We start from the raw sequence: 25,397 nt of genomic DNA, 5'->3' as shown, positions 1-25,397 counted from the left end.
CTTTATAGATTGTTTATATTGAATACTTTCACGAATATAATCATTCATGATACAATATGAATATAGAATTAATAAATTACCGCAAGAGAGGTAAAGATATGAGTATATTTCGCGTAGCCATCCATTATGGCAATAACAGCAATGGGGTTCTATCTTACGATACGGATACGAAGACGGTAGCCGTTGATCTGCCGGAACAGGAATGGGTTAATAAGGTGTTAGCCTATCTGAACGAAGAACATGCCATTGAGAATGCAACGGGGCTTGATACGTATGAACGATTGAACGTAAGACCCCTTGATTCCCTGGAGAATTTGAAATTGGCGCTGACCCGTATGTGGGAAGCCATCGATGTGCAGGTCGACTGGAGTCGCCCGGCATAGTAATGAAAGCTCTCGCAACTATTATAGTTGCGGGAGCTTTTTGTTATATATAATTTTGGCTATATACGATAGGGTATGTAGGAGTTAATGTTTCTTATAAATTATCAATATAAAATGTAAATGAGAGCATGTATACACGATAATTTCACAAAATAATTTGTATGCTTCATAAAAGTATGTTATCATTAAGTCGAATTTGGATAATCATTATTCATTATAGAGATTAATTATACTAAATGAGTTATTATAAGTTATTTTTTATAGTGTTTGATGAGCAAATATGTATTAAAGTATCCGGTTATTTCTAAGTAGGAGTTATACTATGAGTGATGAAAAGAAATTAACAACAGCCTTTGGGGCACCTGTACCCGACAATCGCAATTCCGCTACAGCAGGTAAACGTGGTCCTGTATTGATGCAGGATGTCTGGTTGATGGAGAAACTGGGCCACTTTGCGCGTGAAGTGATTCCTGAACGTCGTATGCATGCGAAAGGTTCCGGCGCATTCGGTACTTTCACAGTCACCAATGACATTACGAAATATACGAAAGCGAAAATTTTCTCTGAAGTGGGTAAACAGACGCCGTTATTCGTACGTTTTTCCACAGTTGCAGGCGAACGCGGTGCGGCCGATGCGGAACGCGATATTCGTGGCTTTGCCGTAAAATTCTATACAGAAGAAGGCAACTGGGACCTCGTAGGTAACAATACACCTGTATTCTTTATCCGCGATCCATTGCAATTCCCTGATTTGAACCGTGCTGTAAAACGCAATCCTAAAACAAACCTTCGCGATGCGACAGCAAACTGGGACTTCTGGTCCAGCTTGCCGGAAGCGATTCATCAAGTTACCATTGTTATGAGTGACCGCGGCATTCCTAAGTCTTATCGCACAATGCATGGTTTTGGCAGTCATACATATAGCCTTATCAACGAAAACGATGAGCGCGTATGGGTTAAATTCCATTGGGTTTGCCAACAACCTATCGAAAACCTTTCCAATGCTGAGGCGGCTGATCTTGTGGCTAATGACCGTGAAAGCCATCAGCGGGATCTTTTCGATGCTATCGAACGCGGCGATTTCCCTAAATGGAAATTATGCATTCAAGTGATGACGGAAGAACAGGCTAATAACATGCCATACAATCCGTTTGACTTAACAAAGGTATGGTATCACGATGAATTCCCATTGATTGAAGTGGGTGTGATGGAACTTAACCGCAATCCGGAAAACTACTTCCAGGATGTGGAGCAGGCTGCATTTGCACCGTCCACTATTGTACCGGGGATTTCCTTCTCCCCTGATAGAATGCTTCAAGGCCGCTTGTTTTCCTATGCGGATGCACAACGCTATCGTCTCGGTGCCAACTACCATCAAATTCCTGTTAATGCCCCAAAATGTCCTGTAAACAGCTATCATCGTGATGGTCAAGGACGTGTAGATGGTAATCATGGATCTACTATCGGCTATGCACCTAATAGCTTTGGTGAATGGGCTGAACAACCGGAATTCAAAAATCCTCCTCTTGATGTATCCGGTGCGGCTTATCAATATGATTTTTATGAAGACGACTCTGACTTCTATACACAACCGGGTAAATTGTTCCGCCTCATGAGCCCTGAAAAACAGCAAATCCTGTTTGAAAATACGGCAGCGGCTATGGACGGCGTACCTGATTTTATCAAAGAACGTCATGCAAAACATTGCTATCAATGTGATCCTGCTTATGGTGAAGGCGTCGCTAAAGCCTTGGGCATGAACATCGATTTCAGTGATGTAAAATAAATAATGCAAATAAAAAAGGGCCTAATGATCTGCATCCCAGAAAATGTGTTCATTTTTGGGGATGCAGTTCATAAGGGCCCTTTTTGTGCTATTAAATTCTTTACTTATGTTATTAATCAAACTCTGTATCTGTGTTATTAATTGAATTCCTTACCGGTCAGATCATGATACATCAATTTAGCCAGTTCATAATGTGGATTACCCGGCTGGAGTTGATGTTTCGGGAGTTTGAATACATAATCCGTTTCGTTTTTGTCTGCGTGTATACCCTTCATGTCATCGGAACGACTCATGGAAATGGTGTGGGTCGCGGGATTAATATAATATACGTTCACATCCGGGCTGAAAGCTTTCGTTTCGCCCTTGCGCATGATGGTTTGCAGAATCATGACTGAAATGGCCGTGGTACCATCTTTCTCACCTAACAACTGTTTAGATGTGTAATCTGCGTAATCCGCATATACATAGATATCACCCGACTTTGCCTTGTCGTAATCCCGTGTATAGGCCTCTACCATACGCAAATCGAGTTCTCTACCCAATGGTCCGGAGAACATTTCACTTTGTAATTTGCGTGTCTCACTGACAGGAGGATAGTATGGTATCGGCGTCAAGCCTTTTAACATCTCTGCACGAGTTTGATTCTTCCGTTTGGCACGGTGTTTTTCAGTGATTCTGTTTAAGCGTTCCTGTTCTTTCAGCGCCGCCTTTTCCTGTTCCTCTCTCGTCTTGAAAGTTTGGACAGATACAACGCGGTTGCCTTCGATCGTCAGGGTTGAATAGATCGGGTCATCTGCCTGTACAGGGGGATCTGCATATACTGAAAGTATGCTTAATGCGGCTAATAGTGAACCGGTGATAACAGAATATGTAAATGCTTTCATTATGTAACCTCTTTCAAAATGGGGGACATCTAATATCACTCTACTAATAGTCGTATTATATCACAATCCTTGCGTATATAGATTTAAAAACGATATAATAGAGTATACATGCGTCTATAGCTCAGTAGGATAGAGCAGCAGTTTCCTAAACTGCGTGTCACTGGTTCGATTCCGGTTAGGCGCACCAGTAGAGATTTAGTAGGCATAAGGTTTTGTATAACCTTATGCCTATTTTGTCATCATTACTTTTGTATTATTTTTTAATTCGATTTTAGATAAAATTGAAGAGATCTAAAATTTTTGTGGAATGTCTTATTTTAAGTTTTAAAACCTAAAGTTAATAATATAATGCATAAATTAGGTTTTGAAACCTAATTTATGATATACTATATATGATATTAGGTTTTAAAACCTATTTTATAAGGAGGGGTAAGATGTCTTTGATATCACGTCCACACTATTTAGATTTTTTACGGCGTCACCGGGATAGACCGATTATTAAGGTTGTTTCAGGTATACGACGTTGTGGTAAATCTACATTATTTAAACTATTTCAAGATGAGTTATTATCTGACGGTGTAACGGCAGAACAGATTATTGATATTAATTTTGAGTTGATTGAATATGATAATTTACGAGATTATCGGGCTTTATACGAGTACATTAATGAACGTATTATTTCTGATACAAGAATGTATATTTTTCTTGATGAGATTCAGCATGTGTCGCAGTTTGAACGTGTAGTGGATAATTTCTTCGTACAAGATAATATAGATATATATATTACTGGTTCCAATGCGTATTTTATGTCTTCTGATATGGCCACATTACTTACGGGGCGTTATGTACAAATTGAAATGATGCCTCTATCTTATAAGGAATATGTTGATGCTTATAGTGAAAGTGGGCTTTCACGAATAGCATTATATAAAAAATATGTAAGCGAAGGTTCATTTCCGGGGCTTTTGCATATGTCTGATGATTGGCAGGGACGGCAGGATTATTTACAAGGTTTATTTAATACTGTTATTTTAAAAGATATCGTTGATCGATTAAAAATTGCAGATATTAAATTACTTGAAAGTATTGTGAGATATATTCTGGCCAATATAGGGAGCCTGATTAATCCTACAAAGATTGCGAACTCTTTAACGAGTGCCGGACGTAAGGTGGATAATAAAACTGTGGAACGTTATCTTAGAGGGCTAGAGGACAGTTTGTTATTATATGAAGTGGAGCGTTTTGACGTACGTGGTAAGGAATTATTGCGGCTGCGTCCTAAGTATTATGTAGTGGATACAGCTTTTAAGCAATTTCTTTTACCTGAAGTCGATCGTGATACGGGGCATATTTTAGAAAATATCGTTTATCTTGAATTGCGTCGCCGAGGTTATAATGTTTATGTCGGACAATTAGCAAAGGGTGAAGTTGATTTTGTTGCACAAAAACCTGGCGGCATATTAGAGTACTATCAAGTATCGGAAACCGTATTAGATCCGAATACGCGAGAGCGAGAATTAGCACCACTGGAGGCCATTAGAGATCAATATCCTAAATATTTACTTACGATGGATGAAATTTATAAGACTAATAATTATAACGGTATTCAGCAATATAATGTGCTGGACTGGCTGTTAGGTGAGTTTTTATGAGCATTTACAATTGGATTCAAAAAAAATTCTTCGACACCTATGAAGAATGGCATATGAAAAGTCCTATTCGCGAATCTGGTGTTAAGGAACTAGATATTGCTACTGATAAAAATTTGGCTACTATACTACAAAGAGCGCCCTAGTAATTTACTAGGGCGTTTTGTGTAAAGAGAGCAGTATATTTGGTATGATGAAGGTAAGTAATAAAAGACTGTGTTAAGAGGTGTTGGCATAATGGCGCAGATTAATCAAGCAGATACGACATATGCTGTATCGAGGCAAGTATTTACCATTGATGGCCGAAGATTTTTTACATATAATTTGCTCTTGATTTAGAGCGAACTCTAAGTTGTATGCTATATATAGAGAGTGTGATTATCATATATAGGAGTCAAAATGCTTATAAAAGAAGTATGCAAAAAGTACAACATAACGGCAGATGCATTGAGATACTATGAACACGTGGGAGCAATTCCTAAGGTATCACGTACAAGTGGAGGTATTCGCGATTTTTCTGAGGAAGATCTTAAATGGGTTGAGAATGCAATATGTATGAGAAGTGCAGGCGTTCCTGTAGAAATGGTTGCAGAATATGTGCGGTTGTTTCAACTGGGGGATGAAACATTTGAGATGAGATGTAACTTGCTGAAAGACGCTAGAAAAAAGGTATTAGAGGCAAGAAAAAAGTACGATGATGCGCTTAATCGTTTGAATTACAAAATTGATAAATATGAAGAGGCATGTAAAACCGGTATTTTAATATGGGATCAAGAAACCATAAAATAGTAAAGAGCTATCACGGATGAGTAATAACAATATTAAATTACATAAGGAGAACCGTAATGGAAACATTTAAATTGAACAATGGCGTAGAAATGCCGAAAATTGGAATAGGAACATTTTTGCTCGAACCTAAAGATGCAGAAAATAGTGTAAAATTTGCGCTCGAAAATGGATACCATATGGTAGATACTGCGAATGCGTACTGTAATGAGAGAGCCGTTGGGCGAGGCATAAAACTCTCCGGTATGAACAGAGAAGAAGTATTTGTATCTACTAAACTTTGGCCTACTGAATATGAGAATGAAAATGCGGTCGATGAAACCTTGGAACGTTTAGATCTTGATTATATAGATTTATTATTTTTGCATCAGCCGACAGGCAATTGGGAAAAGGGATATAAGATGATTGAAGCGGCCTATAAAGCGGGAAAGGTAAAGGCTATAGGCGTATCGAATTTTGAAGGAAAGTATATTGAAGAACTGTTTAACATGTGTGAAATTAAACCACAGGTTATACAGGTGGAATGTCATCCGTTTTATCCGCAGACAGATCTTAGAAAAATAACAGATAAAGAGAATATAAGGATTATGTCCTGGTACCCACTTGGTGGAAAAGGCATGACGGCGGATCTTTTGGACAGTCAGATTATAAAGGATATTGCTGAAAAATATAATAAAAGTAGTGCCCAGGTTGTTCTTAGATGGCATATACAAATGGGATTCATTACAATTCCCGGCAGTAAAAATCCGGAGCACATCAAAGCAAATGCTAGAATATTTGATTTCGAACTTTCAAAAGAAGATATGGAAAATATGGAAACATTAAATATCGGAAAGAGACGGTACATAAGAACCGAAAAGGCATTAGATGACTTCGCAAAATGGAAGCCATCTTTTGAAAAGGAGTAAATTATGGATTATACAAAAGGTTATGTGTATGACTTAATGGATCAAGGCGGGCCTACAGATGTGAGAGAGCCATATTTTGCAGAAGCTATTGACGAGATGATGCGTTCAAGAACATTATGTGCTAAGGCTAATGCTGTTATGCCAGATGATTCATCATATGTATCGTATTTAGAAGAATTATTTAACCGTAAATTAGATGATGTGAGGATATTAACTCCGTTCATCTGTGATTTCGGCAATCGTGTAACCTTTGGTAAAAATGTGTTCATTAATCATTCCGTTGTTTTATCCGCATCAGGTGGAATAGAATTTAAAGATGGTGCCATGCTGGCACCCTGTGTTAGGATTGCGACGATTAATCATGATTTAAATGAAAGACATACTAAGTATGTTTATGGAAAGGTGACAATTGGTAAAAATGCATGGATTGGCATGAATGTCACTATATGTCCAGGCGTTACAATAGGAGATTATGCCGTTGTAGGTGCCGGTGCAGTAGTTACAAAAGATGTGCCTGACTATGCTGTTGTTGCCGGTGTTCCTGCAAAGATTATTAAATATCAGGATGAAAAAAATCAAAAAGAATGATTTCTTGCAGCATGAGTCTGAATAACTAAAAATATAGTCTACAAAAGAATTTTAAATACTGCCGGCGATATTAGCGATTTTCTCTAAGAAGCGCCGGCGTTTTTCGTCTGAGCTGTTTTCCGTGCCCGCCAATTGGGTATGTGTAACCGGTTTGATACCGCAGGATTTCAGAACCTGATTTTTCAATACCTTGCCATAGTCCTGGATAAACGGCGTCAGAAAGGCGGGGGTGTTATGGGTGGTGATAATCCAGGCGGATTTTCCCTGTAAATGGCCTATAAGACCTCTTTTACCGTATGAATAGGCAAAGCCCGCTGTAAATACACGATCGATAAAGCCTTTGAGCATAGCCGGCATACCGCTCCACCAGATCGGGTAGATAAAGATGATATGGTCCGCCCAAGTAATTAAATTGCGATATTTTTCCATGTCCGGCACGGTGCTTAGATCTCGCCGTTTGTGCGTGTCATCAAATCGCAATACGGGGTCGAACTGTTCCTCATATAAATCCAAGGTGTTCACATTGTGGTTCTTTGAAAGATTTTCTTGCACTGCTTTCAAAATGGCGTAATTAAAACTCTGATGGTTGGGATAGGTGTAAATGATTAAGATATTCATGGCTAGTTCCTTCCTGTCGGGGTAACATCAGCTGCCTGGAATCGGGTGATTGAAGGTATTAAATCAATCGACCGGGATTAACGAATAGCAAAAATGATAGTATACTGTATGAATAATATGATGATATCTGTACTCGGTTAAGGCTTGGTGAAGAGCATTTCATTTGCGGCTGTTGACATAAAGTTATATGATATAGATATGTGATATGTTTTATTCATATGTCTATTTTAATTGTATAAGGAGGACGCTATGCAACACGTTCCAACCCGCAGTGCTACGTTTACGTTAGTACTCACAGCCGTATTGATTGCCCTCGCCACATTGCTCACAATGTACACCAAAGTTCCGGTGCCCGGCATTCGCGGCTATTTCAACGTAGGTGATGTCGTTATCATGACATCCGCTCTGTTACTGGGGCCTAAACAGGGGGCCTATATCGGTGCCATCGGGCCGGCCTTAGCCGATTTATTTCTCGGCTATACCATATTCGTGCCGATTACCTTTGTTGTGAAAGGCATCGAAGGCTATCTTGTGGGTACACTATATAATAAAACGTCCGTCACATCCGCACTGGTGGCGACCGTCGTAGGCGGTATCGTTATCGTCGTAGGCTACTTTATCGCTGAATACTTTGTGTTTGATCCGGGCGTAGCCGTTGCAAGTATTTTGACTAATACTATTCAAGCGGTTATGAGCGTTATTATTAGCATGATACTCTATGCGATTTTGCGCAAACGACTTGGATAGTAAATTGACAGTCTTTAGAATTCAGACTATACTATAAGTACAAAAGAGCCAATTAACGTGTTCTAGGTGTTAGGCTCATCAAAGAATTGTGAATTTGATAAACCTAACGTGTCTAAGTATTGCCGTACTTAGTCTTGAACGTTAGGTTTATCTTATTTTATAATCAATATATTGATTATTTCTTAAGAATTAACACTACGAGGGTAACGAATAAAATCATTAATGATAATGCTTCGTATACAGTCATAATGTCACCTCCCTCAAAAGACGGAGATGAACCCAACTCACGTTAATGGCTCTTTCGTTATTAGTATATAGCAGAAATTATTGATTGAAAAATATGAATTAATTTCGTACAACTTGTACACAAATAAAAGGGAGACTCCATCAAGAGGCTCCCTTTGTTAGTTATAAATAGGCTAATATTTATTAATAGATTTTTATTGCATAGAACATAAGTTCGGTTTATAATGAACGTAAGATAGTCGAACGAGGTTGGGTCGCCCTTTTTCTTTGAAGGGGGTGAAAGCCTATGAATGCTTATGAAGTCATTATGATTGTCCTCGGGATATTAACGGTGATTATTTCCTTTGGCGCATTGATAGTGCTGATTTGTCGTAATAACGATAAATAGCCCTTCGTTACCAACCGGTAGCTGAAAACGAAAGGCCATTTCTACATGTTTAATTGTGTTCAGGGATGAGCCTGACGGAACCACTCGTCGACTATCTCTTTATTACATTATAATGATATTGGCGTATATCGTCAATCTGGATGCGTCGTGTAATGTACATAATATAATATAATGCTGTTGAGAGGGTCCGCCGAGATCCTCTATTTTTGTTGCCGTCGTTCCTTAATTACAGTACGTTTCGTTCTTCAAAGACCGCTTTCACCGTAAACAGTGCGTTCAGTACGCGTGGAAATCCCGCATAGGGGATGCAGTGGGTGCAGACCTCTATGATTTGCTCGGGCGCGATACCGACATTGAGCGCCGCATTGGTGTGTACTTTCAGCTGCGCCTCGCAACCGCCCAGCGTTAACAGGGACGCGAGCGTAATCAGTTCCCGTTCCTTGAAATCCAGGTTGGGGCGCGTGTAGATGTCGCCGAACAGTTCGACCAATAAATCGGCGATGGACGGTGAAATCTCTTGAATTGTGTTATACACCTCCTCGCCGTGCAGTCCGTCAATCTGTTTCAATGTGTTCATACCGATGTTAAAACGTGTTTCTTTCATAATTATTACCTCCATCTAGACGTATGATATATGCTCGAGTATACTTGAGGTCAAGGTGGTGAAAGCATGAAAATCGGTGAATTTTCAAAATTGGTGGGACTGCCCATTTCTACATTGCGATATTACGAGGATCAAGGGTTCCTTCACATCGAGCGACAGAACGGCATTCGCAATTACCGTGCGGAGGATGTGGGCTTTGTGCAGTTTATTAAACGCTTGAAAGATATGGGAATGCCGCTTGCGAATATCAAGCGATATGCGGACTTGCGGTATGCCGGATCTCATACGGCCCGTGAAAGAATGACACTGTTACAAGACCATTATCGATTTATTGATGCCGAAATCAAACGATTGGAAGGCTATAAGAATAATCTAGAAGATAAGTTGGAGTTGTATGAAACTTTAGTAAAGAAAAAGGAGATCTAAATGGCAAATTTACCTAACTGCCCAAAGTGTGGCAACGAGTACACATACGAAGACGGGCATATGTTTATCTGTCCTATGTGCGGCAATGAATGGACTGCTGCCGATACGGAGGCTGCCGCTGAGGCGGAGATTATCCGCGATGCGAACGGGAATGAACTGCAGGATGGCGATACCGTTGTGGTCGTGAAAGATCTCAAAATAAAAGGTGCGGGCGTATTGAAACAGGGAACGCGCGTTAAAAACATTCGCCTCATCACCGATGCAAGCGACGGTCATGATATCGATTGCAAAATTGACGGCTTCGGAGCGATGGCGTTGAAATCTGAAATGGTTAAGAAAATTTAATTTGAACGGCTGTAGAGAATCCCTACCGACTAATCATCGGCAGGGATTTTTTCATGGTATAATTATTTATATATTGCTGTCCATAAAGCGCGGATAATGTTAGTGTTTACCGTTTTAAAGGTGGATTTTTAATCTCTTTAATACTTGATGAAAGGAGACGTTATGGAATCGACAAAGGACTTGGAAAGATACACATATGAGCTGTTAGCGGAGCGAGGCGTTACGTTGGAAGACATCGCCGAGTTGGTGCTGTACGTGCAGAAACCATATATGCCGAATCTAAGCATTGACGAGTGTCGTGACAGTGTGGCCTCCGTACTGGCTAAGCGCGAGGTGCATAATGCGATTATTACGGGCGTGGAACTCGATAAACTGGCCGAGCAGAACAAGTTGTCTCAGCCGCTACAACGTATCGTGACCCATGATGAAAGCCTTTACGGCATCGATGAAATTCTGGCGTTTTCCATCGTTAATCTGTACGGATCTATCGGCTTTACGAATTACGGCTACTTGGATAAGGTGAAGCCGGGCATCATCAAGGACTTAGACAGTGAAGTCGGCGGCCGTTGTAATACATTCCTCGATGATCTGGTAGGCGCCGTAGCCGCTGCGGCGGCGGGTCGCATTGCTCATAATGAACCACATCGCGTGCAGCATGCGTTGGCGGAAGAGTAAACAGATGGTGCGGTCGGTTTGAAGAAGTACGGGTATAGAAATAATTAACGGCAGATATATTAGTACACTTAATGTACAGGAGGTCATATGCAGAGCGTTCTTGTAGTTATCGATATGCAACATGATTTTGTGGACGGGGCCCTCGGTTCGCCTCAGGCGGAGGCCATCGTCGCCAATGTGCGTAAAAAAATAGAATCCTTTCATGGACCTATCATATTTACGCGAGATACTCATGACAGTCATTACCTTGAAAGCCAGGAGGGGCAGCTTTTACCGGTGCCGCACTGCATAAAAGGAACAGACGGCTGGCATATCATGGACGGGCTGATTGAGGCCGCTGAAAGCCGTAAAATCATGAGTCCCGTGTCATTCATAGATAAGCCGAATTTTGCGTCCTTTGAGCTGTTGAGCCGTTTGGAAGGTATGCATACGGTTAACCCCATTGAATCGATTACGCTTGTGGGCCTCTGTACGGACATCTGCGTCGTATCGAATGCGCTTATTCTGAAAGCGGGGTTGCCGGAGGTCCCGATTCATGTGGACGCGTCCAGTTGTGCGGGGGTTACCCGGGAATCGCATGATGCGGCGCTCAAAACGATGCAGGCCTGTCAGTGCATTATTGACTGAACCTCATTGTGGCGGGGGGTATTGCTGTATACATAATTGACATTTGTCATGATGGACGCAGTTGTTGTCCGCGTAGGTCAATATAAAGGAGGGTTGCGCATGAAAAAGATAGCATTATTAGGGGCTATTGCATTAGTACTTTTATTCTTCTTCGGAGGGCTAAGAAATACCTTTGCCTATGTATATCCTAAACATCTGAATGGCGATCCGAATTATATTTTAACCTATGGGCACATGAACTATGGTACGTATCTGGACAAGTCCTCTGTGAAAGTAATCTCTGAAAGTCCGGATAGAATTGTGTATTCCGTTAAAACCGTGTCCGGTCTGGTGCTGGACGATGGCGACGAGTGGATCGTTCCGGCGCAGGATATGAAACCCGGCAGCATGGTTATCATGCGTATATATGATGATCCGTGGAATGTGGTGTATACATACGATCAGGAAGACCAAACCTGGAAAGAACAGGATTTGAATAATACATTCGGTTATAATCAGGGCTTTTTAGGTATTGTTGCGGAATCCTGGAGGGTATTAACCGGCGGTCCGTATCCTAATCTGGTTCGTTGATGGATTGAATTATTATTTAAAGAATGATATGCTGTAGAAGAATTACATAGCAGAGTATGCAAGGGAGCCTATGGAATAGGCTGAGAAAGGGCTATCAGCACCTGACCTTTGACCTGATCGGGATCATGCCCGCGTAGGAAGCACGCAGACACCATAAAAGGGTATCGATCGAGTATCGATGCCCTTTTTCTTGTATACAAAGCTGAATGGTTATATTCAAGAGGAGGAAATGTAAAATGTTTTATACTCAATTGGAAGCCGCTAAAAAAGGCTTTGTTACAGATGAAATGAAAGTCGTCGCCCGAAAGGAAGATATTCCTGAAGAGCGGTTGCGGGATTTGGTCGCCGCCGGACAGGTCGTGATTCCGTGTAATCGGAACCACACCTCTATCGACCCTGAGGGAATCGGCAAAGCTTTGCGGACGAAGATCAATGTCAATTTGGGGACATCAAGGGATGTAACGGATTATGACAGTGAAATGGAAAAGGTAAATTGGGCCATTCAATTGGGGGCCGAATCGATTATGGATCTATCGACGCATGGAGATACCAGAATTTTCAGACGCAAGCTGACCGGTGAGTGTAAAGCCATGATCGGTACGGTTCCCGTATATGACAGCGTTATTCATCATAAAAAGGATTTGGCGGAGCTCACGGCGGAGGACTTTTTGGATACCATACGCTTACATGCGGAGGACGGTGTCGACTTTGTGACACTGCACTGCGGCATAACGCGGCAGACCATCGATCAAATCAGAAAGTATAAGCGCAGATTAAACATTGTAAGCCGCGGCGGCAGTCTGTTATTTGCGTGGATGAGTATGACCGGCAAGGAAAATCCATTCAATGAATACTTTGATGATATATTGGAGATTTGTCGACTTTATGACGTGACGATATCCCTGGGGGATGCCTGTCGACCCGGATGTCTTGCGGATGCTACGGATGTGTGCCAGATAGAGGAGCTGGTGCGATTAGGTGAATTGACTAAACGGGCTCGCGAAAAAGGCGTGCAGGTTATCGTGGAAGGCCCCGGACATGTGCCGCTCAACCAGATTCAGGCGAATATGGAACTGGAGGATTCTTTGTGCGGCGGCGCCCCATTTTATGTGTTGGGACCCTTGGTTACGGATATTGCACCCGGTTATGATCATATTACGGCTGCTATTGGCGGAGCCGTGGCGGGAATGCACGGTGCATCGTTCCTGTGTTATGTGACACCTGCGGAACATTTGGCGCTGCCTAATGCTGATGATGTGAAAGAGGGCATCATGGCCTTTAAAATTGCAGCCCATGCGGCCGATATCGCGCGAGGTATTCCCGGAGCACGCAATCGGGATGATGCGATGGCGGACGCGAGAAAGGATCTCGACTGGGAGCAGCAATATGCATGTGCTATTGACCCTGAAAGAGCGCGAAGCATCCGCGACAGTCGTGCGCCGGAGGAAGATCACGGCGAAACCTGCAGCATGTGCGGCAAGTTCTGTGCCGTGCGAAGTATGAACAAGGCGTTGAATAGCGAATATATAGATATCCTATAATGATATTTTTCAAGACGAATCGTTATATGGGGATATTTTTTAGCTATACATCATATTATATTGACGATTTTCTATATAAATAGTACAATAAGTATCAAATGATAATTCATATCAATTTATTGACGCATAGTAAAGAATATTATCCATATACGGTATGAAGCTTATGCAGATATACGACATGCAAATCATGCAGATGAGATAGTTTCTAATCATATGTCTTGATGATTGATTATATAGTAGTGATGCAGGTGCATCGAATCGCTTTCACAGGAACGATAGGACAGATTAACGTTATAGTGATGTCGTTCCACGCCCTGATTATAAGGAGGACCATTATGAAACCTTTTGAACTTGCACCGTTACCGTATGCTTATGATTTTTTAGAGCCTGTTATCGATAAAGAAACCATGCAGATTCATCATGATAAGCATCATCAAGCGTATGTGAATAATTTGAACGCGGCGATTGCGAAATATCCGGATCTCCCGTATGGTTGTGTAGACTGCATTCTCGGCGATATTGCCAATGTGCCGGAAGATATTCGTCAAGCTGTTATCAATAACGGCGGCGGTCATAAAAATCATACGCTGTTTTGGGAAATCATGACGAAACCTGATTCCAGCACATTGTCCGGCGATTTGAAAGATGCAATCGACCGTGATCTGGGCGGTTATGATGCATTCGTAGAGGCTTTTTCCAATGCGGCGGCAACGCGCTTCGGCTCCGGTTGGGCATGGCTTGTAGTTAATAAAGACAGGAAACTCGAAGTTACGTCCACGGCAAATCAGGACAATCCGTTGTTGGAAGGTAAAACGGGTATTCTCGGTCTTGATGTGTGGGAACATGCGTATTACCTGCACTATCAGAATCGTCGACCGGATTATATCAAGGAATTTTTCTGTGTTATCAACTGGGATAAGGTCTCTGAAAATTATACAAGGGCGTTGAATCCTCATCATAAATAAATGGTTCTCAGCTGTATCCTGGAAATGTAGCAATTACGTAGTACTTACGAAGCGGTTATGTAATAGTATATTGTAGAATCGTAATAGAAATATAACAGAAAATAAATATAGCGGGTAGTTGATCCGTGAACTGCATGCCAAACCGGATACGGTTCTGGTGTGCGGTTCGATGCGAGGGTCAACTGTCCGCTATTTTTTGATAGTATTTGTTATAACTTTCAAAAGTATATCCATGGATACAGAAATTATAATCGATATCGTTTATCATAGGACCATAAGATGTAAAATATTGCGAAATACGTATTATATAGAAATTGATAACGAGGTAATTAACATGGAAAAGAAATTAGATTTATCCAAATCCGTTTATGATTTGGTGAAAGCATATCCGGAAGTGGCGGATATCATGAAGGAACTGGGGTTCAGCGAGATTACGAATAAGATTATGCTGAATTCCGTCGGTAAGATTATGACGATTCCGAAAGGGGCCAAGATGAAAGGTGTCTCCATGATCGATATCGTGGGGGCTTTTATGAAAGCTGGATTCGTGCTGGAAGGGCAGATGCCGGACTTGCACGGCGATGTATCGGCGGAATCTACAGCTGAAAGCCGTTCATCTATAGATGCGCCACAGACTGCAACCGAGACAGTGGGCACGGCAAAATCGGATAAAACCGCGATTCATAGCAATAACGATGAAACTCATGGCGCTAACGACAGTAACGCAGAAGCTGACACCGATGATACAGTTAACGACAGTGAACGCGTGGAGCAGCTGAAAGGTTATTTGAAGCGGTTGGGGACCGGCGAAGACCTCGGCTCCGTTCGTGAAGATTTTGCAAGTCAATTTGCACATGTTGAGGCCAGTGAAATCATGAAAGCCGAACAAGGGCTCATGCGCGAAGGCACACCATTGGCGGAGGTACAGCAGTTATGTGATCTTCACTCCGCATTGTTCCACGGCTCTACCATCCATGAACAGATGGAGGCTGAACACGCCAAGGTGGAGGCCGTTTTAGAGGCTCAGGAACAGAGTAAAAGCGTAGTGTCCTTAATCGAGACAGTCGGTCATCCCCTCAGTCAGTTGACGGAAGAGAATAAGGCGCTTGATGCTTTGATTGAAGCGACAAAGGTCAAAATCGCCGATAAGACTGTTACCGTAGAGGACGTGAACGCGGTGCGCCGGGTATCGGTTCATTACGCGAAGAAGGGAGACCTTTTATACCCGCATCTAAAGGTAGCCTATGATATTTCCGGTCCGTCCATGGTTATGTGGACCGTCGATGGGGATATTCGCGACGGCTTTGGCCGTTTAGCTAAGGCGAATACCTTTGACCGGGCGTGGTATGACGACTTTGATGCACTCCTTACGCGCGCTCAGGAGATGATTTACAAGGAACAGAATATTCTGTTCCCGATTTGTGCGGAGAACTTTACCGCTGGAGAATGGTATCGAATTTACAAGGATGCTAAAGACTACGACGTTATCTTCGGCGTGGAACCGGCTGTTTGGGCGGAGGCGGAATCTGCTTTGGCTGAAAGCACTACAAAGGCAAGCGCAGCTGAACGGGATGCAGGAACAAACGGAGACAGTCATACCATCGCCCTCATTGGCGGCAACTTGACCCTTGATCAGTTAGATGCCATGCTCAGCACCATGCCGATGGAGATTACCTTTGTTGATCATGAAGATATCAACCGGTACTTCAACGACGGAGAAAAGGTGTTTAAACGTCCTACCACGGCTATCGGTAGAGATGTATTCTCCTGCCATCCTCCGAAGGTGGAACCGATCGTGCGCGGTATTATTGACTCCTTCCGCAAGGGTGAACGCGACAATGTAGCGGTATGGCTCGAAAAGCAGGGCCGTCCGTTCTACGTCAATTATATGGCTGTACGCGACGGGCACAAGAATTACCTTGGTACGTTGGAACTCGTACAGGACATGCAATTTGCAAAAGACCATTTCAAGAGATCTTAACAGAGCAACATGAAATAATACGCTCGGTGGCGATTTTTATGTTCTCCGGACTCGTTGCCAGATTCAATCGGACGAAGCCGGCGTAATCCGCGCCTCCGAACCATTCGCCGAAACTTGGGGCGATGCGGCACTGATTTTCAAAGACATCGTGCATACTTTCAGGTTTGATATAAGCGCTGAAATCGATCCACGCTAAATAGGTGCCGTCCATGGGGCTGATGCGCAGCTCAGGAAGGGCTACACGAAGTTCTTTATACATATAATCGTAGTTTTCTCTGACGACGACGAGCAGATCATTGAGCCATGCTTCGGCATTCGGATGTGTGTAAGCCGCCGTGATGGCCGCCTCGGCGATGACGTCTGAATCCGTATGGTACACGTGCGATCTGTACGCATTGTAGCGGCTGCGTAAGCTTTCATCAGGAATGATGACCTCGGCCTGGTGAAGACTCGCCATGTTAAACGATTTAGACACGGAGGATATGGCGATCATATTGTCCGCATAGGCCCCGCCCGATACCGACAGTGCCGGTGTAAACGGCGTCGGTCCCGTAATGAGATCCTGATGGATTTCGTCGCTGATGATGAGCACATGATGATGTTTACAGATGCTGAACAGCTGCTCCATCTCCTCGCCGGTCCATACGTGACCCACCGGATTGTGCGGATTGCAGTGAATGAACAGCTTCACATCGTTTTTGACGATGGCCGATTCGAAAGCGTCGTAATCGACGGTATAACGATTGTCCGCGGTGCGATGCATCGGGACCGAAATGATATGCCGCTGAGCATCGTTTGCACTCGTATCGAATGCGCCGTATACGGGGGTCAGAACGGCGACGGCATCGTTTGGTTCTGTGAAAGCCCCGATGTACCACATGAGACCCGTAATCACATTCGGCGCGCCGGTGAGCCAGTCCGCTGAAAGCGTACAGCTGTGACGGCGTATATACCAGCTCATCACGGCCTCTATGTAGGCGGGATTTGTCATCGTATAGCCGAGCGGCACCGCTTTCACATAGTTACAAATCGCATTTTGAATGCATTGAGGGGGCATGAAGTCCATGTCCGCCACCCAGAGCGGCAACAGGTCGGTGCGGCTGAATTTTAAGTGCTCGCCGTCCCATTTGCGGGAATGAGAACCTCGGCGTTCGGTATAGTATTTTTGAGTGAATTCTGCTGTGTTCATAGAAATCCTCCTATTTAGAGTGTTACGTATTATTATAATAACATAATCAAATCGTAGCCTATTCGCTTGACGGTAATGACTTTCACAATTTAAAATATACTGTAGAATAGTGTGTGCATGACCAGTGGCACACGCATATCGAATGGTTACAACTGATAAATTCTTAACGTTATATGGGGGCAATACGTTCATATGTGAAAGTGGTTCATCGAGCTGCGCGTCTATATAGAATTGTTAATATAAGTACAGTACTGGATCCTTGTTAGGAGGCATGTGCCATGAGTAACGAATTAAAACCATTACATTTTGATGCGGATTACACGATGGAGGAGGCGCTTGCGGAGGCGAAGCGTTGTTTGAATTGTCCTAAGCCGTTGTGTCGCATGGGGTGTCCTATTGAGAACGAGATTCCCCGCTTCATTCAGGCTATCGCACGCGGCAATTTCGGCGAAGCGAACGATATTCTGGCGGAACGGACGAATTTGCCGGCTATTTGCGGACGTGTTTGTCCTCGTGAAAATCAATGCGAAGGCAACTGTATCATGAATAAGGCTAAGAAACCGCCTATTAACATCGGTAAATTGGAACGCTTTGCGGCCGATTTTGAAAGCATCAATGAATTGCGGAAACCTAAAAAAATCAAACAGGACCACGGTCGTGTGGCTGTTGTCGGCTCCGGCCCTGCAGGCTTGTCCGTAGCGGGTGACATTGCAAAATTAGGCTATGAAGTGACCGTCTTTGAAGGTCAGTCCGAACCGGGCGGCGTATTGTTATTCGGTATTCCCGAGTTCCGCCTGTCCAAATCCGTTGTGCGCCGTGAAATCGCACGTTTGGAAGGTTTAGGCGTTAAATTTGTATGCAACACATTCATCGGTCAGGATAAAACATTGGATCAGCTTTTTGAGGAAGGCTTTGATTCCATCTTCATCGGTACCGGTACGCATATTCCGCAGGAAGTGCGGATGGAAAACGATGAGATTACCGGCGTATTCCAGGCCATGTATCTGTTGACTAATGTACAATTAGTAGACAATGGCGAGCTTGATGAAGCACAGATCCCCGTTAAGAAGGGGGACCGCGTCGTTATCATCGGCGGCGGCAACGTAGCGATGGATGCGGCCCGTACGTGCGTGCGCCTCGGCTGTGAAGCGGTTACCGTAGCATACCGCCGCAGTCAGGAACAGATGCCGGCCTTGCTTTCGGAATATGAAGAAGCACGCGCCGAAGGCGTTCAGTTCCAATGGTTCGCATCCCCTGTGGGCGTAGAAGGCAAAGATAAGGTGGAAGGCTTCAAGTACGAAGTGATGGCGCTCAATGAAGACGGTGCAGGTATTCACGGCACAGGCACGTATCAGGTGATGCCTGTAGATAAAATCATCATCGCTGCGGGGCATAAACCGAATGCACGCCTCGTCGGCGAAGGGAACAATCTTAAAGTCGATGAAAAAGGCTATATCATCACCTCTCAAGATCCATACGGCATGACGAGTCGCGAAGGTGTATTTGCGGGCGGCGACGTTGTACATAAGCCGGCCACCGTAGTACTCGCCATGCGCGAAGCAAAACGCGCCGTTGACGGCATGGTAAAATACATGGAAATCAAAAAGGCTCAAGAAAGCGCGGAGTAATTGCTATTAAAGATGTAGAATCGTGAGGAATACTTAATAGCGGACCCTCAAGAGCATGGCGTGATTAATACTAAGCGTTCAGGTAGGTGCGAAGTAATTAATATTGCGATTCAATGGCTTATCGCGATGTATATATGTTTATATGTGCATATAATATCTGCATTTACAGAGTCTCTTTGATGCATAATCATAATAATATAGTGAAATATATGCAAACTTTCACAAAATGATGAAAATGTGAGCATATAACGTTTAAAATGATAAAAGTCCCTATATCTATCGGATTTATCCGCGATGGTATAGGGGCTTTTTCTGCCATTGCCATTCAATACATGCTGGGCGTGGTCTTTCGGTAGATGTATTGTGGAGACATACGGGCATGTGTTGTGAATGAGAGTAGAGAGAGGCTGGTATGGATCCTATCATATGTTCTCGGGACGTTCGGGCCCGGCAAGAAGCACATAGACTCGGTATGTTAATACTGTTGTGGCGTAGGCGACTGGGTATGACTCAATACCAGCTGGCATATCAGTCCGGGGTCGCTCAGTCCTATATCAGCGACCTTGAAAGCGGATCCATTGACCCCAGATGGTCAACCATCTATAAAATCGTATACGGTTTAGGAAATCTGACAATACAGGAATTTCTGCATGGACCTTGTGAGCTGTATTCGTGCGGTGTTGCCGATGCGGATAGGAAACAGGGGCTGCATTAGAGGAGGGGGGATTCGCCGTTGTGGCAAGTCGACCTTGTTTCGCCTCTTTAGAGATGAGTTATTGACGGAAGGCATTGCACCGGAGCAGATTATCTCCATTAATTTTGAGGAACTGGAATACGAACACCTATGTGATTATCGTGCGCTGTACAATTACATTTTGGAACGTATGCAGCCGGATCAGATGAACTATATTTTCCTTGATGAGATTCAGCATGTCGATCAGTTTCATCGCGTCGTTGACAGTTTGTTTGTAAAAAATAACACGGACCTTTATATTACGGGCTCCAATGCATACTTTATGTCATCGGATATCGCCACATTACTGACGGGGCGCTATGTGGAAATTCAAATGTTGCCGCTATCTTTCAGAGAATTTTATGACAGTAAATATGACAGCCCTCAGTACTCGCTGATTCCCGCTTATGAGGCATATGTTCGTGAAAGCTCCTTTCCTTATGCGCAACAGCTGGGCGGTGAGGACTTTGATGTGCAGGAATATTTACGCGGACTTTATAATACGTTGCTGCTATATGATGTGGTGGCCCGCCTTAAGATAAATGATGTAACTATACTTCAGGATATCGTTCGATATATGATGGCGAATGTGGGAAGCCTGCTTTCACCAAACAAAATTGCGAATTCTCTCGTCAGCGCGGGGCGGAAGATCGATAATAAAACGGTGGAACGGTATCTACAGGGTCTACAGGATAGCTTGCTGCTATACAAGGTCAATCGATACGATGTGCGAGGCAAGGAGTTACTGCGCATCAATGCGAAGTATTACAGTGTCGACGTGGCGTTGCGGAATTTGCTGGTTGGGCAGACGGGTCGTGATACGGGATATATTCTTGAAAATATTGTATTCCTTGAACTTCTTCGTCGGGGCTATACCGTGTATGTAGGACAGCTGGCGAAGGGGGAAATCGATTTTGTGGCACAGAAACCGGGAATCACCGAATATTATCAAGTCTGTGAGACCGTACTTGATCCGAATACGTTGCATCGTGAATTGGCATCTCTCAAAGCCGTGCAGGATCAATATCCTAAATTTTTGCTGACCTTAGACGAATTGAATAAAAATGCTAATTATGACGGAATTCAACAACGAAATGTATTAGAATGGTTGTTAGAGGAACCGTAAATTGCTATAATAATAGTATTGATATGGCATAAATAGCCAATGTTAAGGAGGCAAAATCGTGGATTTGATTCAAAATTTGAAAAACAAAGTTAAACCGTTAGGTAAAAAAATCGTCTTGCCGGAATACAAGGATGAACGCGTATTGAAAGCGACTGAAATCATCTTGAAGGAAGGTTTCTGCACACCGGTGCTCGTAGGTAATCCTGCTGAAATCGCTGCAGCTGCTAAAGCCGTAGGCGCATCCATCGAAGGTGCTGAAATCATCGATCCTGCGGGCTACGATCGTTACCAGAAAATGGTTGATACATTCGTAGAATTGCGCGCTAAAAAAGGTATGACACCTGAAAAAGCTGACGCAACTTTAAAAGGCGACTGCCTGTTCTTCGGTGCTATGCTCGTTCGTCTCGGTGTTGTTGACGGCATGGTGGCCGGCTCCGCATCTCCGACTGCAAACGTATTGCGTGCTGCATTGCAGGTTGTGGGCACTAAACCGGGTCTTAAAACTGTATCTTCTTCCATGTTCATGTTTACAAGCAAAAAAGAATATGGCGATGACGGTATGCTCGTATTCTCCGATTGCGGCGTGTTGCCTAATCCGACTAGCGAACAATTGGCCGATATCGCGGAATCCACTGTAGAAAAAGCCCGCAAAGTTGTCGGTATGGCTGACCCTCGCGTATCCATGTTGTCCTTCTCCACTAAAGGTTCCGCGTCCACTCCGGAAGTAGACAAAGTGGTTGAAGCCGTTAATATTTTGAAAGAACGCAATGTTGACTTTAAATTCGACGGTGAATTACAGTTGGACGCTTCCATCGTTCCTTCCGTAGCAGAAAAGAAAGCGCCCGGTTCTCATGTAGCAGGTAAAGCTAACATCTTGATTTTCCCTGATCTTCAAGCTGCTAACATCGGTTACAAATTGGTACAACGCTTTGCCGGCGCTGATGCTCTTGGACCATTGATTCAAGGCTTGGCTAAACCGGTTCATGACCTTTCCCGCGGTTGCTCCGCTCAGGACGTTGTAGACGTTGCGGCTATTGCTGCTGTTGAAAGCATCTGATTTCAACGATAACTTTATTTGAAAGATTTCAACGAGTTCAAAGTTTTTAATGAGTTCATATCTTTCAATGAGTTCAACACTTTCAACGAAATACTGAAAGCTGATTCTTCGGAATCAGCTTTTTTGTTTATGTAAATATCTTTATTACTATCAACACGTTGTTGAACGCATATGGAGCGTTTGAAAAATCGATTTAGAAAATTGATTGCCATTGATTGTCAGTGAAATATAGCATTTGTGTAAATCAATATAGAAGGTGTATTATTAGATTGAGTATATTTGATTAATGTATTTAATCAATGCTTGTATTGGATACATATAATTAATGTGAGTACTTAACACTTATCATTAATATATCCATGCATACATATAGTTGTTGTATGGGCTTACTATGTGCATGGAATGTACTTGATATGTGTAAATGTAGTTATGTTTGAAGTCGTAAAAGGAGAGAGCTATGATTTCTGTATTCGACACGAATCCTGTTGTTTTTGAAGACACTGATCGTACTTTAACAATTAGTTATAATGGTGTGCTCTGCAAAGATGCAAATGGTACAGTTATAACTGACATTGATTTTGATGATGTAAATGAGCTGTATCTTACAAGATATTTAAACTCAAACTGTAATTATACGATTATGTTTCGAGATCACAATTGGAAAAATATGGAAGGCCAAGATCTAGATACTGATCGTAAAGATTATAATACCGGTCATAATATTAGCGAAACAAAAGCGATTATTGCCGCTTTTGCTCGCCATAAATTGACGGCGGACTTCCCTGCAAACTTGGATACCCTTCAATTACCGTTGGATTATTCCATTATGGGTAAACGAGAAATTACCATTAAAAACGGTGTTATCTCAAATGGCAAGGTAGATATCCCTATCAATGAAATCCGTCGCGTAGTATGTGCCTCTAATGGTACGATTAGCAAGCTTTTAGTATATAAGGAAGAAAAGCCCAGCTCTTTCCTTAAAAAGATTTTTGATTCCCCTGATATGAAAATCACGTTGAACGCCATTACCTTACCGTTATTAGAAGCCATCGTAACGCGCAATACAGGCCATGGCATCGATTTCTCCCGTGGTAACGGTTTTGATCAAAAGGATTCCAATTATATCATTATTCGTTACCTCGACTCTGGATTCTTCCTTGAAAAAGATGGGACAGCGCCTACAGAATGGCAAAAAATAGCTGCTGAAAAGACGGCAGGCTTTGGATATGATGTAAAAAGCCTGGTGGAAATATAAAAAGAGTCGCATAAAGCGACCCTTTTGTCAGTTTCAGATTATGTTTGCCGGTGTGTGGTGTGGATTAAATTCACCGGTTCTGCCGGTGTAGTTATAATATTAGAACCCCAAGTCCTTATTGATTATGATGACTTCCATTGTCTGCATGTTGCGCATCTTTTTATAGTAGATGGTCAATGCATTGCAGATGCGGTCGGGAGAAATGCAGTCGTAGCATTTTTCTTCCAGTTTTGCGCATGGATTAATCGAACTTTTCTTGTTTTTCTTGCTGTTGAGCGGCGCCGCCGTGTTACGGGCGCGGTAGATGGCGGATGCTAAATCCGGTGTAATCTTGTTGCGGCCCAATACGAAAAACACTTCCTTAGAGCCGAACAGCGAGGCGGCAATACGATTACCGGTGCCGTCAATATTGACCATTTCACCTGTTTGCGCCAAGGCATTAACGGAGGTGAGGAATACATCGCGTCCCATCGTGCGGAGTGCCGTTTCGCGGAAGCTTTCACCGGGGAGAGGTCGATGAATATCGGTTACATCCTCGTTGACCTCGCAGAGTGCATCATAGGCACCGAGCTCCAATAAGGTACGCGAATCGCCGAGAGCCACGCGCTTGTGCTGAATGCGGGCTTTCAGATACGCGGTCGCCTCGTGACCGGATTCGAAATACCGGACCACGAAGTTATTGCGCTCCAAGGCCTGTATTGTTTTTTCGATATCGATAGGCGCATCGTTCGTGTGAGGATTGACAACTGCATTGATTGTAGTTTCTGTATTTGCCATAAGCCCTCCTTGATATGTATGATTCTTATCTTTATTGTACAGGTTTTCATGCATAATTCAATGGAGGGCTTGCGTTTTATATACTATCTTCAAATATAAATCCCGTCATCGACAGGGATCCCGAATTATAGGTTTGATTAAATACAGTGGGTTTCGCACCTTCACCGGCGCCCATAATATAGATTAAAGGAAGATAGTGATCTGGTGTAGGTGCTGCGTAGTCTGCATGAGGATGCTGCTCATAATTGATGACCTTATCCGTATCGTTCGCAAGGACCGCATCGGTAATGTATCGATCGAATTCAATCGTAGCAGGAGTGCCGGATGGACTATCCCACTCCAGGCGTCTGAGATTATGAACGATATTACCGCTGCCCATGATGAGATAGCCTTCGTCGCGCAATGATTGGAGCTTTGTACCTAGTTGATAAGCCTCTTTAGGGTTCAGGTTTTTATGTATGGATAGTTGCACAACGGGAATGGATGCATCAGGGAACATGTGAACTAATACGGTCCACATGCCGTGGTCGATGCCCCATGTATCATCGATAGAAACGGCGTCACCCAGTAACTGCTGAACCTTTTGTGTCAGTTCGTTATCGCCCTTGGCGGAATATACAACCTCATATAACTCTTTGGGAAATCCGTACATATCGTAAATCTGTTTCGGATTTTCGGCACTTTGAATATAGGTTCCATCTGTGTACCAATGGGCGGAAACGGCGAGTATGGCTTTTGGTTTACCATAATTATTGATAATATTTTGTCCTATACTTTTGAAAGTATTTGTTGTTTCAGTATGTTCTAAGGCCATCATGGGACTGCCATGGCCTACGAATAGAGTTGGCATGCGTTTCATTGTATCACCTTCTGTCTATAAATATGCTGATTATTTTTTACCTAAAGTCTTGATTT

28 protein-coding genes, 1 tRNA gene and 1 riboswitch are annotated in these 25,397 nt (G+C 43.1%); of the genes, 22 read left to right on the top strand and 7 right to left on the bottom strand.

The window, feature by feature from the left end:
• Positions 1-98 precede the first annotated feature (98 nt).
• Both HMPREF1521_RS06950 and HMPREF1521_RS06945 read left to right on the top strand, forming a co-directional pair.
• Entirely contained in the window at positions 99-383 is a 285-nt protein-coding gene (locus tag HMPREF1521_RS06950; protein ID WP_038117461.1) for a hypothetical protein, read from the top strand.
• 322 nt (positions 384-705) lie between these two features.
• Positions 706-2,169, top strand: a complete 1,464-nt coding sequence (locus tag HMPREF1521_RS06945) for a catalase (protein ID WP_038117460.1) — start codon at positions 706-708, stop codon at positions 2,167-2,169.
• Between the two features lie 137 nt (positions 2,170-2,306).
• Here the strand turns inward: HMPREF1521_RS06945 and HMPREF1521_RS06940 are convergent, their stop codons facing one another.
• A complete protein-coding gene (locus HMPREF1521_RS06940; protein WP_038117459.1) occupies positions 2,307-3,053 on the bottom strand; it encodes a hypothetical protein in 747 nt (248 codons plus the stop codon).
• 110 nt (positions 3,054-3,163) lie between these two features.
• On the opposite strand from HMPREF1521_RS06940, the gene HMPREF1521_RS06935 reads away from it, so the two are divergent.
• From HMPREF1521_RS06935 to HMPREF1521_RS09170, 6 genes are all read left to right on the top strand, one after another.
• Positions 3,164-3,240, top strand: a tRNA-Arg gene (locus HMPREF1521_RS06935).
• Between the two features lie 247 nt (positions 3,241-3,487).
• Positions 3,488-4,705 carry an ATP-binding protein gene (locus HMPREF1521_RS06930; protein ID WP_038117458.1) on the top strand — a complete coding sequence of 406 codons (1,218 nt, stop codon included), beginning with the start codon at positions 3,488-3,490 and terminating at the stop codon, positions 4,703-4,705.
• Positions 4,702-4,848 (top strand): hypothetical protein, encoded by a 147-nt coding sequence (locus HMPREF1521_RS08995; RefSeq protein ID WP_156924916.1) that lies wholly within the window; start codon positions 4,702-4,704, stop codon positions 4,846-4,848. Before HMPREF1521_RS06930 ends, HMPREF1521_RS08995 begins: the two co-directional genes overlap by 4 nt.
• A gap of 253 nt (positions 4,849-5,101) precedes the next feature.
• The gene (locus HMPREF1521_RS06925; RefSeq protein WP_038117456.1) at positions 5,102-5,491 is read left to right on the top strand and encodes a MerR family transcriptional regulator; all 390 of its coding nucleotides are present in this window, start codon (positions 5,102-5,104) and stop codon (positions 5,489-5,491) included.
• A 56-nt stretch (positions 5,492-5,547) separates the two neighbouring features.
• Positions 5,548-6,396: an aldo/keto reductase gene (locus HMPREF1521_RS06920; protein WP_038117450.1), complete on the top strand. Its 849-nt coding sequence runs from the start codon at positions 5,548-5,550 to the stop codon at positions 6,394-6,396.
• Positions 6,397-6,399: 3 nt separating this feature from the next.
• A complete protein-coding gene (locus HMPREF1521_RS09170) occupies positions 6,400-6,984 on the top strand; it encodes a sugar O-acetyltransferase (RefSeq protein ID WP_038117449.1) in 585 nt (194 codons plus the stop codon).
• A gap of 51 nt (positions 6,985-7,035) precedes the next feature.
• Here HMPREF1521_RS09170 and HMPREF1521_RS06910 read toward each other — a convergent pair whose 3' ends face one another.
• Positions 7,036-7,602, bottom strand: a complete 567-nt coding sequence (locus HMPREF1521_RS06910; RefSeq protein ID WP_038117444.1) for an NAD(P)H-dependent oxidoreductase — start codon at positions 7,600-7,602, stop codon at positions 7,036-7,038.
• 249 nt (positions 7,603-7,851) lie between these two features.
• Between HMPREF1521_RS06910 and HMPREF1521_RS06905 the strand changes: the two genes are divergently transcribed.
• Positions 7,852-8,349, top strand: coding sequence for an ECF transporter S component (locus HMPREF1521_RS06905; protein ID WP_038117443.1), 498 nt, complete (start codon positions 7,852-7,854; stop codon positions 8,347-8,349).
• A gap of 175 nt (positions 8,350-8,524) precedes the next feature.
• Here the strand turns inward: HMPREF1521_RS06905 and HMPREF1521_RS09165 are convergent, their stop codons facing one another.
• Together HMPREF1521_RS09165 and HMPREF1521_RS06900 are read right to left on the bottom strand one after the other, a co-directional pair.
• Positions 8,525-8,596 carry a putative holin-like toxin gene (locus HMPREF1521_RS09165; RefSeq protein WP_369759715.1) on the bottom strand — a complete coding sequence of 24 codons (72 nt, stop codon included), beginning with the start codon at positions 8,594-8,596 and terminating at the stop codon, positions 8,525-8,527.
• 613 nt (positions 8,597-9,209) lie between these two features.
• On the bottom strand, positions 9,210-9,602 hold the full coding sequence (locus tag HMPREF1521_RS06900; protein WP_232203200.1) for a carboxymuconolactone decarboxylase family protein: 393 nt from the start codon (positions 9,600-9,602) through the stop codon (positions 9,210-9,212).
• Positions 9,603-9,653: 51 nt separating this feature from the next.
• Between HMPREF1521_RS06900 and HMPREF1521_RS06895 the strand changes: the two genes are divergently transcribed.
• From HMPREF1521_RS06895 to HMPREF1521_RS06860, 8 genes are all read left to right on the top strand, one after another.
• Positions 9,654-10,013 carry a MerR family transcriptional regulator gene (locus HMPREF1521_RS06895; protein ID WP_038117441.1) on the top strand — a complete coding sequence of 120 codons (360 nt, stop codon included), beginning with the start codon at positions 9,654-9,656 and terminating at the stop codon, positions 10,011-10,013.
• Positions 10,014-10,358 (top strand): zinc ribbon domain-containing protein YjdM, encoded by a 345-nt coding sequence (locus HMPREF1521_RS06890; protein ID WP_038117438.1) that lies wholly within the window; start codon positions 10,014-10,016, stop codon positions 10,356-10,358.
• A 162-nt stretch (positions 10,359-10,520) separates the two neighbouring features.
• Positions 10,521-11,033: a phosphatidylglycerophosphatase A gene (locus tag HMPREF1521_RS06885; protein WP_038117437.1), complete on the top strand. Its 513-nt coding sequence runs from the start codon at positions 10,521-10,523 to the stop codon at positions 11,031-11,033.
• An 87-nt stretch (positions 11,034-11,120) separates the two neighbouring features.
• Positions 11,121-11,660: a cysteine hydrolase family protein gene (locus HMPREF1521_RS06880; RefSeq protein WP_038117436.1), complete on the top strand. Its 540-nt coding sequence runs from the start codon at positions 11,121-11,123 to the stop codon at positions 11,658-11,660.
• 99 nt (positions 11,661-11,759) lie between these two features.
• A complete protein-coding gene (locus tag HMPREF1521_RS08835; RefSeq protein ID WP_051435770.1) occupies positions 11,760-12,230 on the top strand; it encodes a hypothetical protein in 471 nt (156 codons plus the stop codon).
• Between the two features lie 50 nt (positions 12,231-12,280).
• Positions 12,281-12,387, top strand: a riboswitch (TPP riboswitch).
• A gap of 79 nt (positions 12,388-12,466) precedes the next feature.
• Entirely contained in the window at positions 12,467-13,771 is a 1,305-nt protein-coding gene (gene thiC, locus HMPREF1521_RS06870; RefSeq protein ID WP_038117435.1) for a phosphomethylpyrimidine synthase ThiC, read from the top strand.
• Positions 13,772-14,106: 335 nt separating this feature from the next.
• Positions 14,107-14,736, top strand: a complete 630-nt coding sequence (locus tag HMPREF1521_RS06865) for a superoxide dismutase (protein WP_038117434.1) — start codon at positions 14,107-14,109, stop codon at positions 14,734-14,736.
• A gap of 334 nt (positions 14,737-15,070) precedes the next feature.
• A complete protein-coding gene (locus tag HMPREF1521_RS06860; RefSeq protein WP_038117432.1) occupies positions 15,071-16,717 on the top strand; it encodes a DUF438 domain-containing protein in 1,647 nt (548 codons plus the stop codon).
• Here HMPREF1521_RS06860 and HMPREF1521_RS06855 read toward each other — a convergent pair.
• Positions 16,704-17,906, bottom strand: coding sequence for a MalY/PatB family protein (locus tag HMPREF1521_RS06855; RefSeq protein ID WP_038117430.1), 1,203 nt, complete (start codon positions 17,904-17,906; stop codon positions 16,704-16,706). The two genes, HMPREF1521_RS06860 and HMPREF1521_RS06855, sit on opposite strands and share 14 nt — an antisense overlap.
• Positions 17,907-18,184: 278 nt before the next feature.
• Here HMPREF1521_RS06855 and HMPREF1521_RS06850 point away from each other — a divergent pair, with 278 nt between their 5' ends.
• The 5 genes from HMPREF1521_RS06850 to HMPREF1521_RS06830 all read left to right on the top strand — a co-directional run bounded on the left by HMPREF1521_RS06850 (position 18,185) and on the right by HMPREF1521_RS06830 (position 23,705).
• Positions 18,185-19,534 (top strand): NAD(P)-dependent oxidoreductase, encoded by a 1,350-nt coding sequence (locus HMPREF1521_RS06850; RefSeq protein ID WP_038117428.1) that lies wholly within the window; start codon positions 18,185-18,187, stop codon positions 19,532-19,534.
• Positions 19,535-19,946: 412 nt separating this feature from the next.
• Positions 19,947-20,249: a helix-turn-helix domain-containing protein gene (locus HMPREF1521_RS06845; RefSeq protein ID WP_051435769.1), complete on the top strand. Its 303-nt coding sequence runs from the start codon at positions 19,947-19,949 to the stop codon at positions 20,247-20,249.
• Positions 20,221-21,393 (top strand): ATP-binding protein, encoded by a 1,173-nt coding sequence (locus HMPREF1521_RS06840; RefSeq protein WP_232203205.1) that lies wholly within the window; start codon positions 20,221-20,223, stop codon positions 21,391-21,393. The genes HMPREF1521_RS06845 and HMPREF1521_RS06840 overlap by 29 nt, the downstream gene beginning before the upstream one ends.
• 58 nt (positions 21,394-21,451) lie before the next feature.
• The gene (gene pta, locus HMPREF1521_RS06835) at positions 21,452-22,450 is read left to right on the top strand and encodes a phosphate acetyltransferase (protein ID WP_038117423.1); all 999 of its coding nucleotides are present in this window, start codon (positions 21,452-21,454) and stop codon (positions 22,448-22,450) included.
• Between the two features lie 457 nt (positions 22,451-22,907).
• On the top strand, positions 22,908-23,705 hold the full coding sequence (locus HMPREF1521_RS06830; RefSeq protein WP_038117418.1) for a hypothetical protein: 798 nt from the start codon (positions 22,908-22,910) through the stop codon (positions 23,703-23,705).
• A 99-nt stretch (positions 23,706-23,804) separates the two neighbouring features.
• Here the strand turns inward: HMPREF1521_RS06830 and HMPREF1521_RS06825 are convergent, their stop codons facing one another.
• Positions 23,805-24,482, bottom strand: a complete 678-nt coding sequence (locus HMPREF1521_RS06825; RefSeq protein ID WP_038117416.1) for a lactate utilization protein — start codon at positions 24,480-24,482, stop codon at positions 23,805-23,807.
• 76 nt (positions 24,483-24,558) lie between these two features.
• Positions 24,559-25,341, bottom strand: coding sequence for a 4,5-DOPA dioxygenase extradiol (gene ygiD / locus HMPREF1521_RS06820; protein WP_038117412.1), 783 nt, complete (start codon positions 25,339-25,341; stop codon positions 24,559-24,561).
• Positions 25,342-25,397: the final 56 nt, after the last annotated feature.

The sequence above is a fragment of the Veillonella sp. AS16 genome, assembly GCF_000517785.1.
In the GTDB taxonomy this organism is placed as follows: domain Bacteria; phylum Bacillota; class Negativicutes; order Veillonellales; family Veillonellaceae; genus Veillonella; species Veillonella denticariosi.
Note: the sequence above shows the minus strand (reverse complement) of the source record. Positions and strands in the feature narration are given on the sequence as shown.

Coding starts and splice junctions, on each gene's coding strand:
- HMPREF1521_RS06890 (WP_038117438.1), top strand. CDS start 10,014: ATGGCAAATTTACCTAACTGCCCAAAGTGTGGCAACGAGTACACATAC.
- HMPREF1521_RS06840 (WP_232203205.1), top strand. CDS start 20,221: ATGCGGATAGGAAACAGGGGCTGCATTAGAGGAGGGGGGATTCGCCGT.
- HMPREF1521_RS06850 (WP_038117428.1), top strand. CDS start 18,185: ATGAGTAACGAATTAAAACCATTACATTTTGATGCGGATTACACGATG.
- HMPREF1521_RS06945 (WP_038117460.1), top strand. CDS start 706: ATGAGTGATGAAAAGAAATTAACAACAGCCTTTGGGGCACCTGTACCC.
- HMPREF1521_RS06910 (WP_038117444.1), bottom strand. CDS start 7,602: ATGAATATCTTAATCATTTACACCTATCCCAACCATCAGAGTTTTAAT.
- HMPREF1521_RS06900 (WP_232203200.1), bottom strand. CDS start 9,602: ATGGAGGTAATAATTATGAAAGAAACACGTTTTAACATCGGTATGAAC.
- ygiD (WP_038117412.1), bottom strand. CDS start 25,341: ATGAAACGCATGCCAACTCTATTCGTAGGCCATGGCAGTCCCATGATG.
- HMPREF1521_RS06925 (WP_038117456.1), top strand. CDS start 5,102: ATGCTTATAAAAGAAGTATGCAAAAAGTACAACATAACGGCAGATGCA.
- HMPREF1521_RS06905 (WP_038117443.1), top strand. CDS start 7,852: ATGCAACACGTTCCAACCCGCAGTGCTACGTTTACGTTAGTACTCACA.
- HMPREF1521_RS08835 (WP_051435770.1), top strand. CDS start 11,760: ATGAAAAAGATAGCATTATTAGGGGCTATTGCATTAGTACTTTTATTC.
- HMPREF1521_RS06920 (WP_038117450.1), top strand. CDS start 5,548: ATGGAAACATTTAAATTGAACAATGGCGTAGAAATGCCGAAAATTGGA.
- HMPREF1521_RS06855 (WP_038117430.1), bottom strand. CDS start 17,906: ATGAACACAGCAGAATTCACTCAAAAATACTATACCGAACGCCGAGGT.
- HMPREF1521_RS09170 (WP_038117449.1), top strand. CDS start 6,400: ATGGATTATACAAAAGGTTATGTGTATGACTTAATGGATCAAGGCGGG.
- HMPREF1521_RS06885 (WP_038117437.1), top strand. CDS start 10,521: ATGGAATCGACAAAGGACTTGGAAAGATACACATATGAGCTGTTAGCG.
- HMPREF1521_RS06845 (WP_051435769.1), top strand. CDS start 19,947: ATGGATCCTATCATATGTTCTCGGGACGTTCGGGCCCGGCAAGAAGCA.
- HMPREF1521_RS06930 (WP_038117458.1), top strand. CDS start 3,488: ATGTCTTTGATATCACGTCCACACTATTTAGATTTTTTACGGCGTCAC.
- HMPREF1521_RS06825 (WP_038117416.1), bottom strand. CDS start 24,482: ATGGCAAATACAGAAACTACAATCAATGCAGTTGTCAATCCTCACACG.
- HMPREF1521_RS06865 (WP_038117434.1), top strand. CDS start 14,107: ATGAAACCTTTTGAACTTGCACCGTTACCGTATGCTTATGATTTTTTA.
- HMPREF1521_RS06830 (WP_038117418.1), top strand. CDS start 22,908: ATGATTTCTGTATTCGACACGAATCCTGTTGTTTTTGAAGACACTGAT.
- HMPREF1521_RS06880 (WP_038117436.1), top strand. CDS start 11,121: ATGCAGAGCGTTCTTGTAGTTATCGATATGCAACATGATTTTGTGGAC.
- HMPREF1521_RS08995 (WP_156924916.1), top strand. CDS start 4,702: ATGAGCATTTACAATTGGATTCAAAAAAAATTCTTCGACACCTATGAA.
- HMPREF1521_RS06950 (WP_038117461.1), top strand. CDS start 99: ATGAGTATATTTCGCGTAGCCATCCATTATGGCAATAACAGCAATGGG.
- HMPREF1521_RS06860 (WP_038117432.1), top strand. CDS start 15,071: ATGGAAAAGAAATTAGATTTATCCAAATCCGTTTATGATTTGGTGAAA.
- HMPREF1521_RS06895 (WP_038117441.1), top strand. CDS start 9,654: ATGAAAATCGGTGAATTTTCAAAATTGGTGGGACTGCCCATTTCTACA.
- thiC (WP_038117435.1), top strand. CDS start 12,467: ATGTTTTATACTCAATTGGAAGCCGCTAAAAAAGGCTTTGTTACAGAT.
- HMPREF1521_RS06940 (WP_038117459.1), bottom strand. CDS start 3,053: ATGAAAGCATTTACATATTCTGTTATCACCGGTTCACTATTAGCCGCA.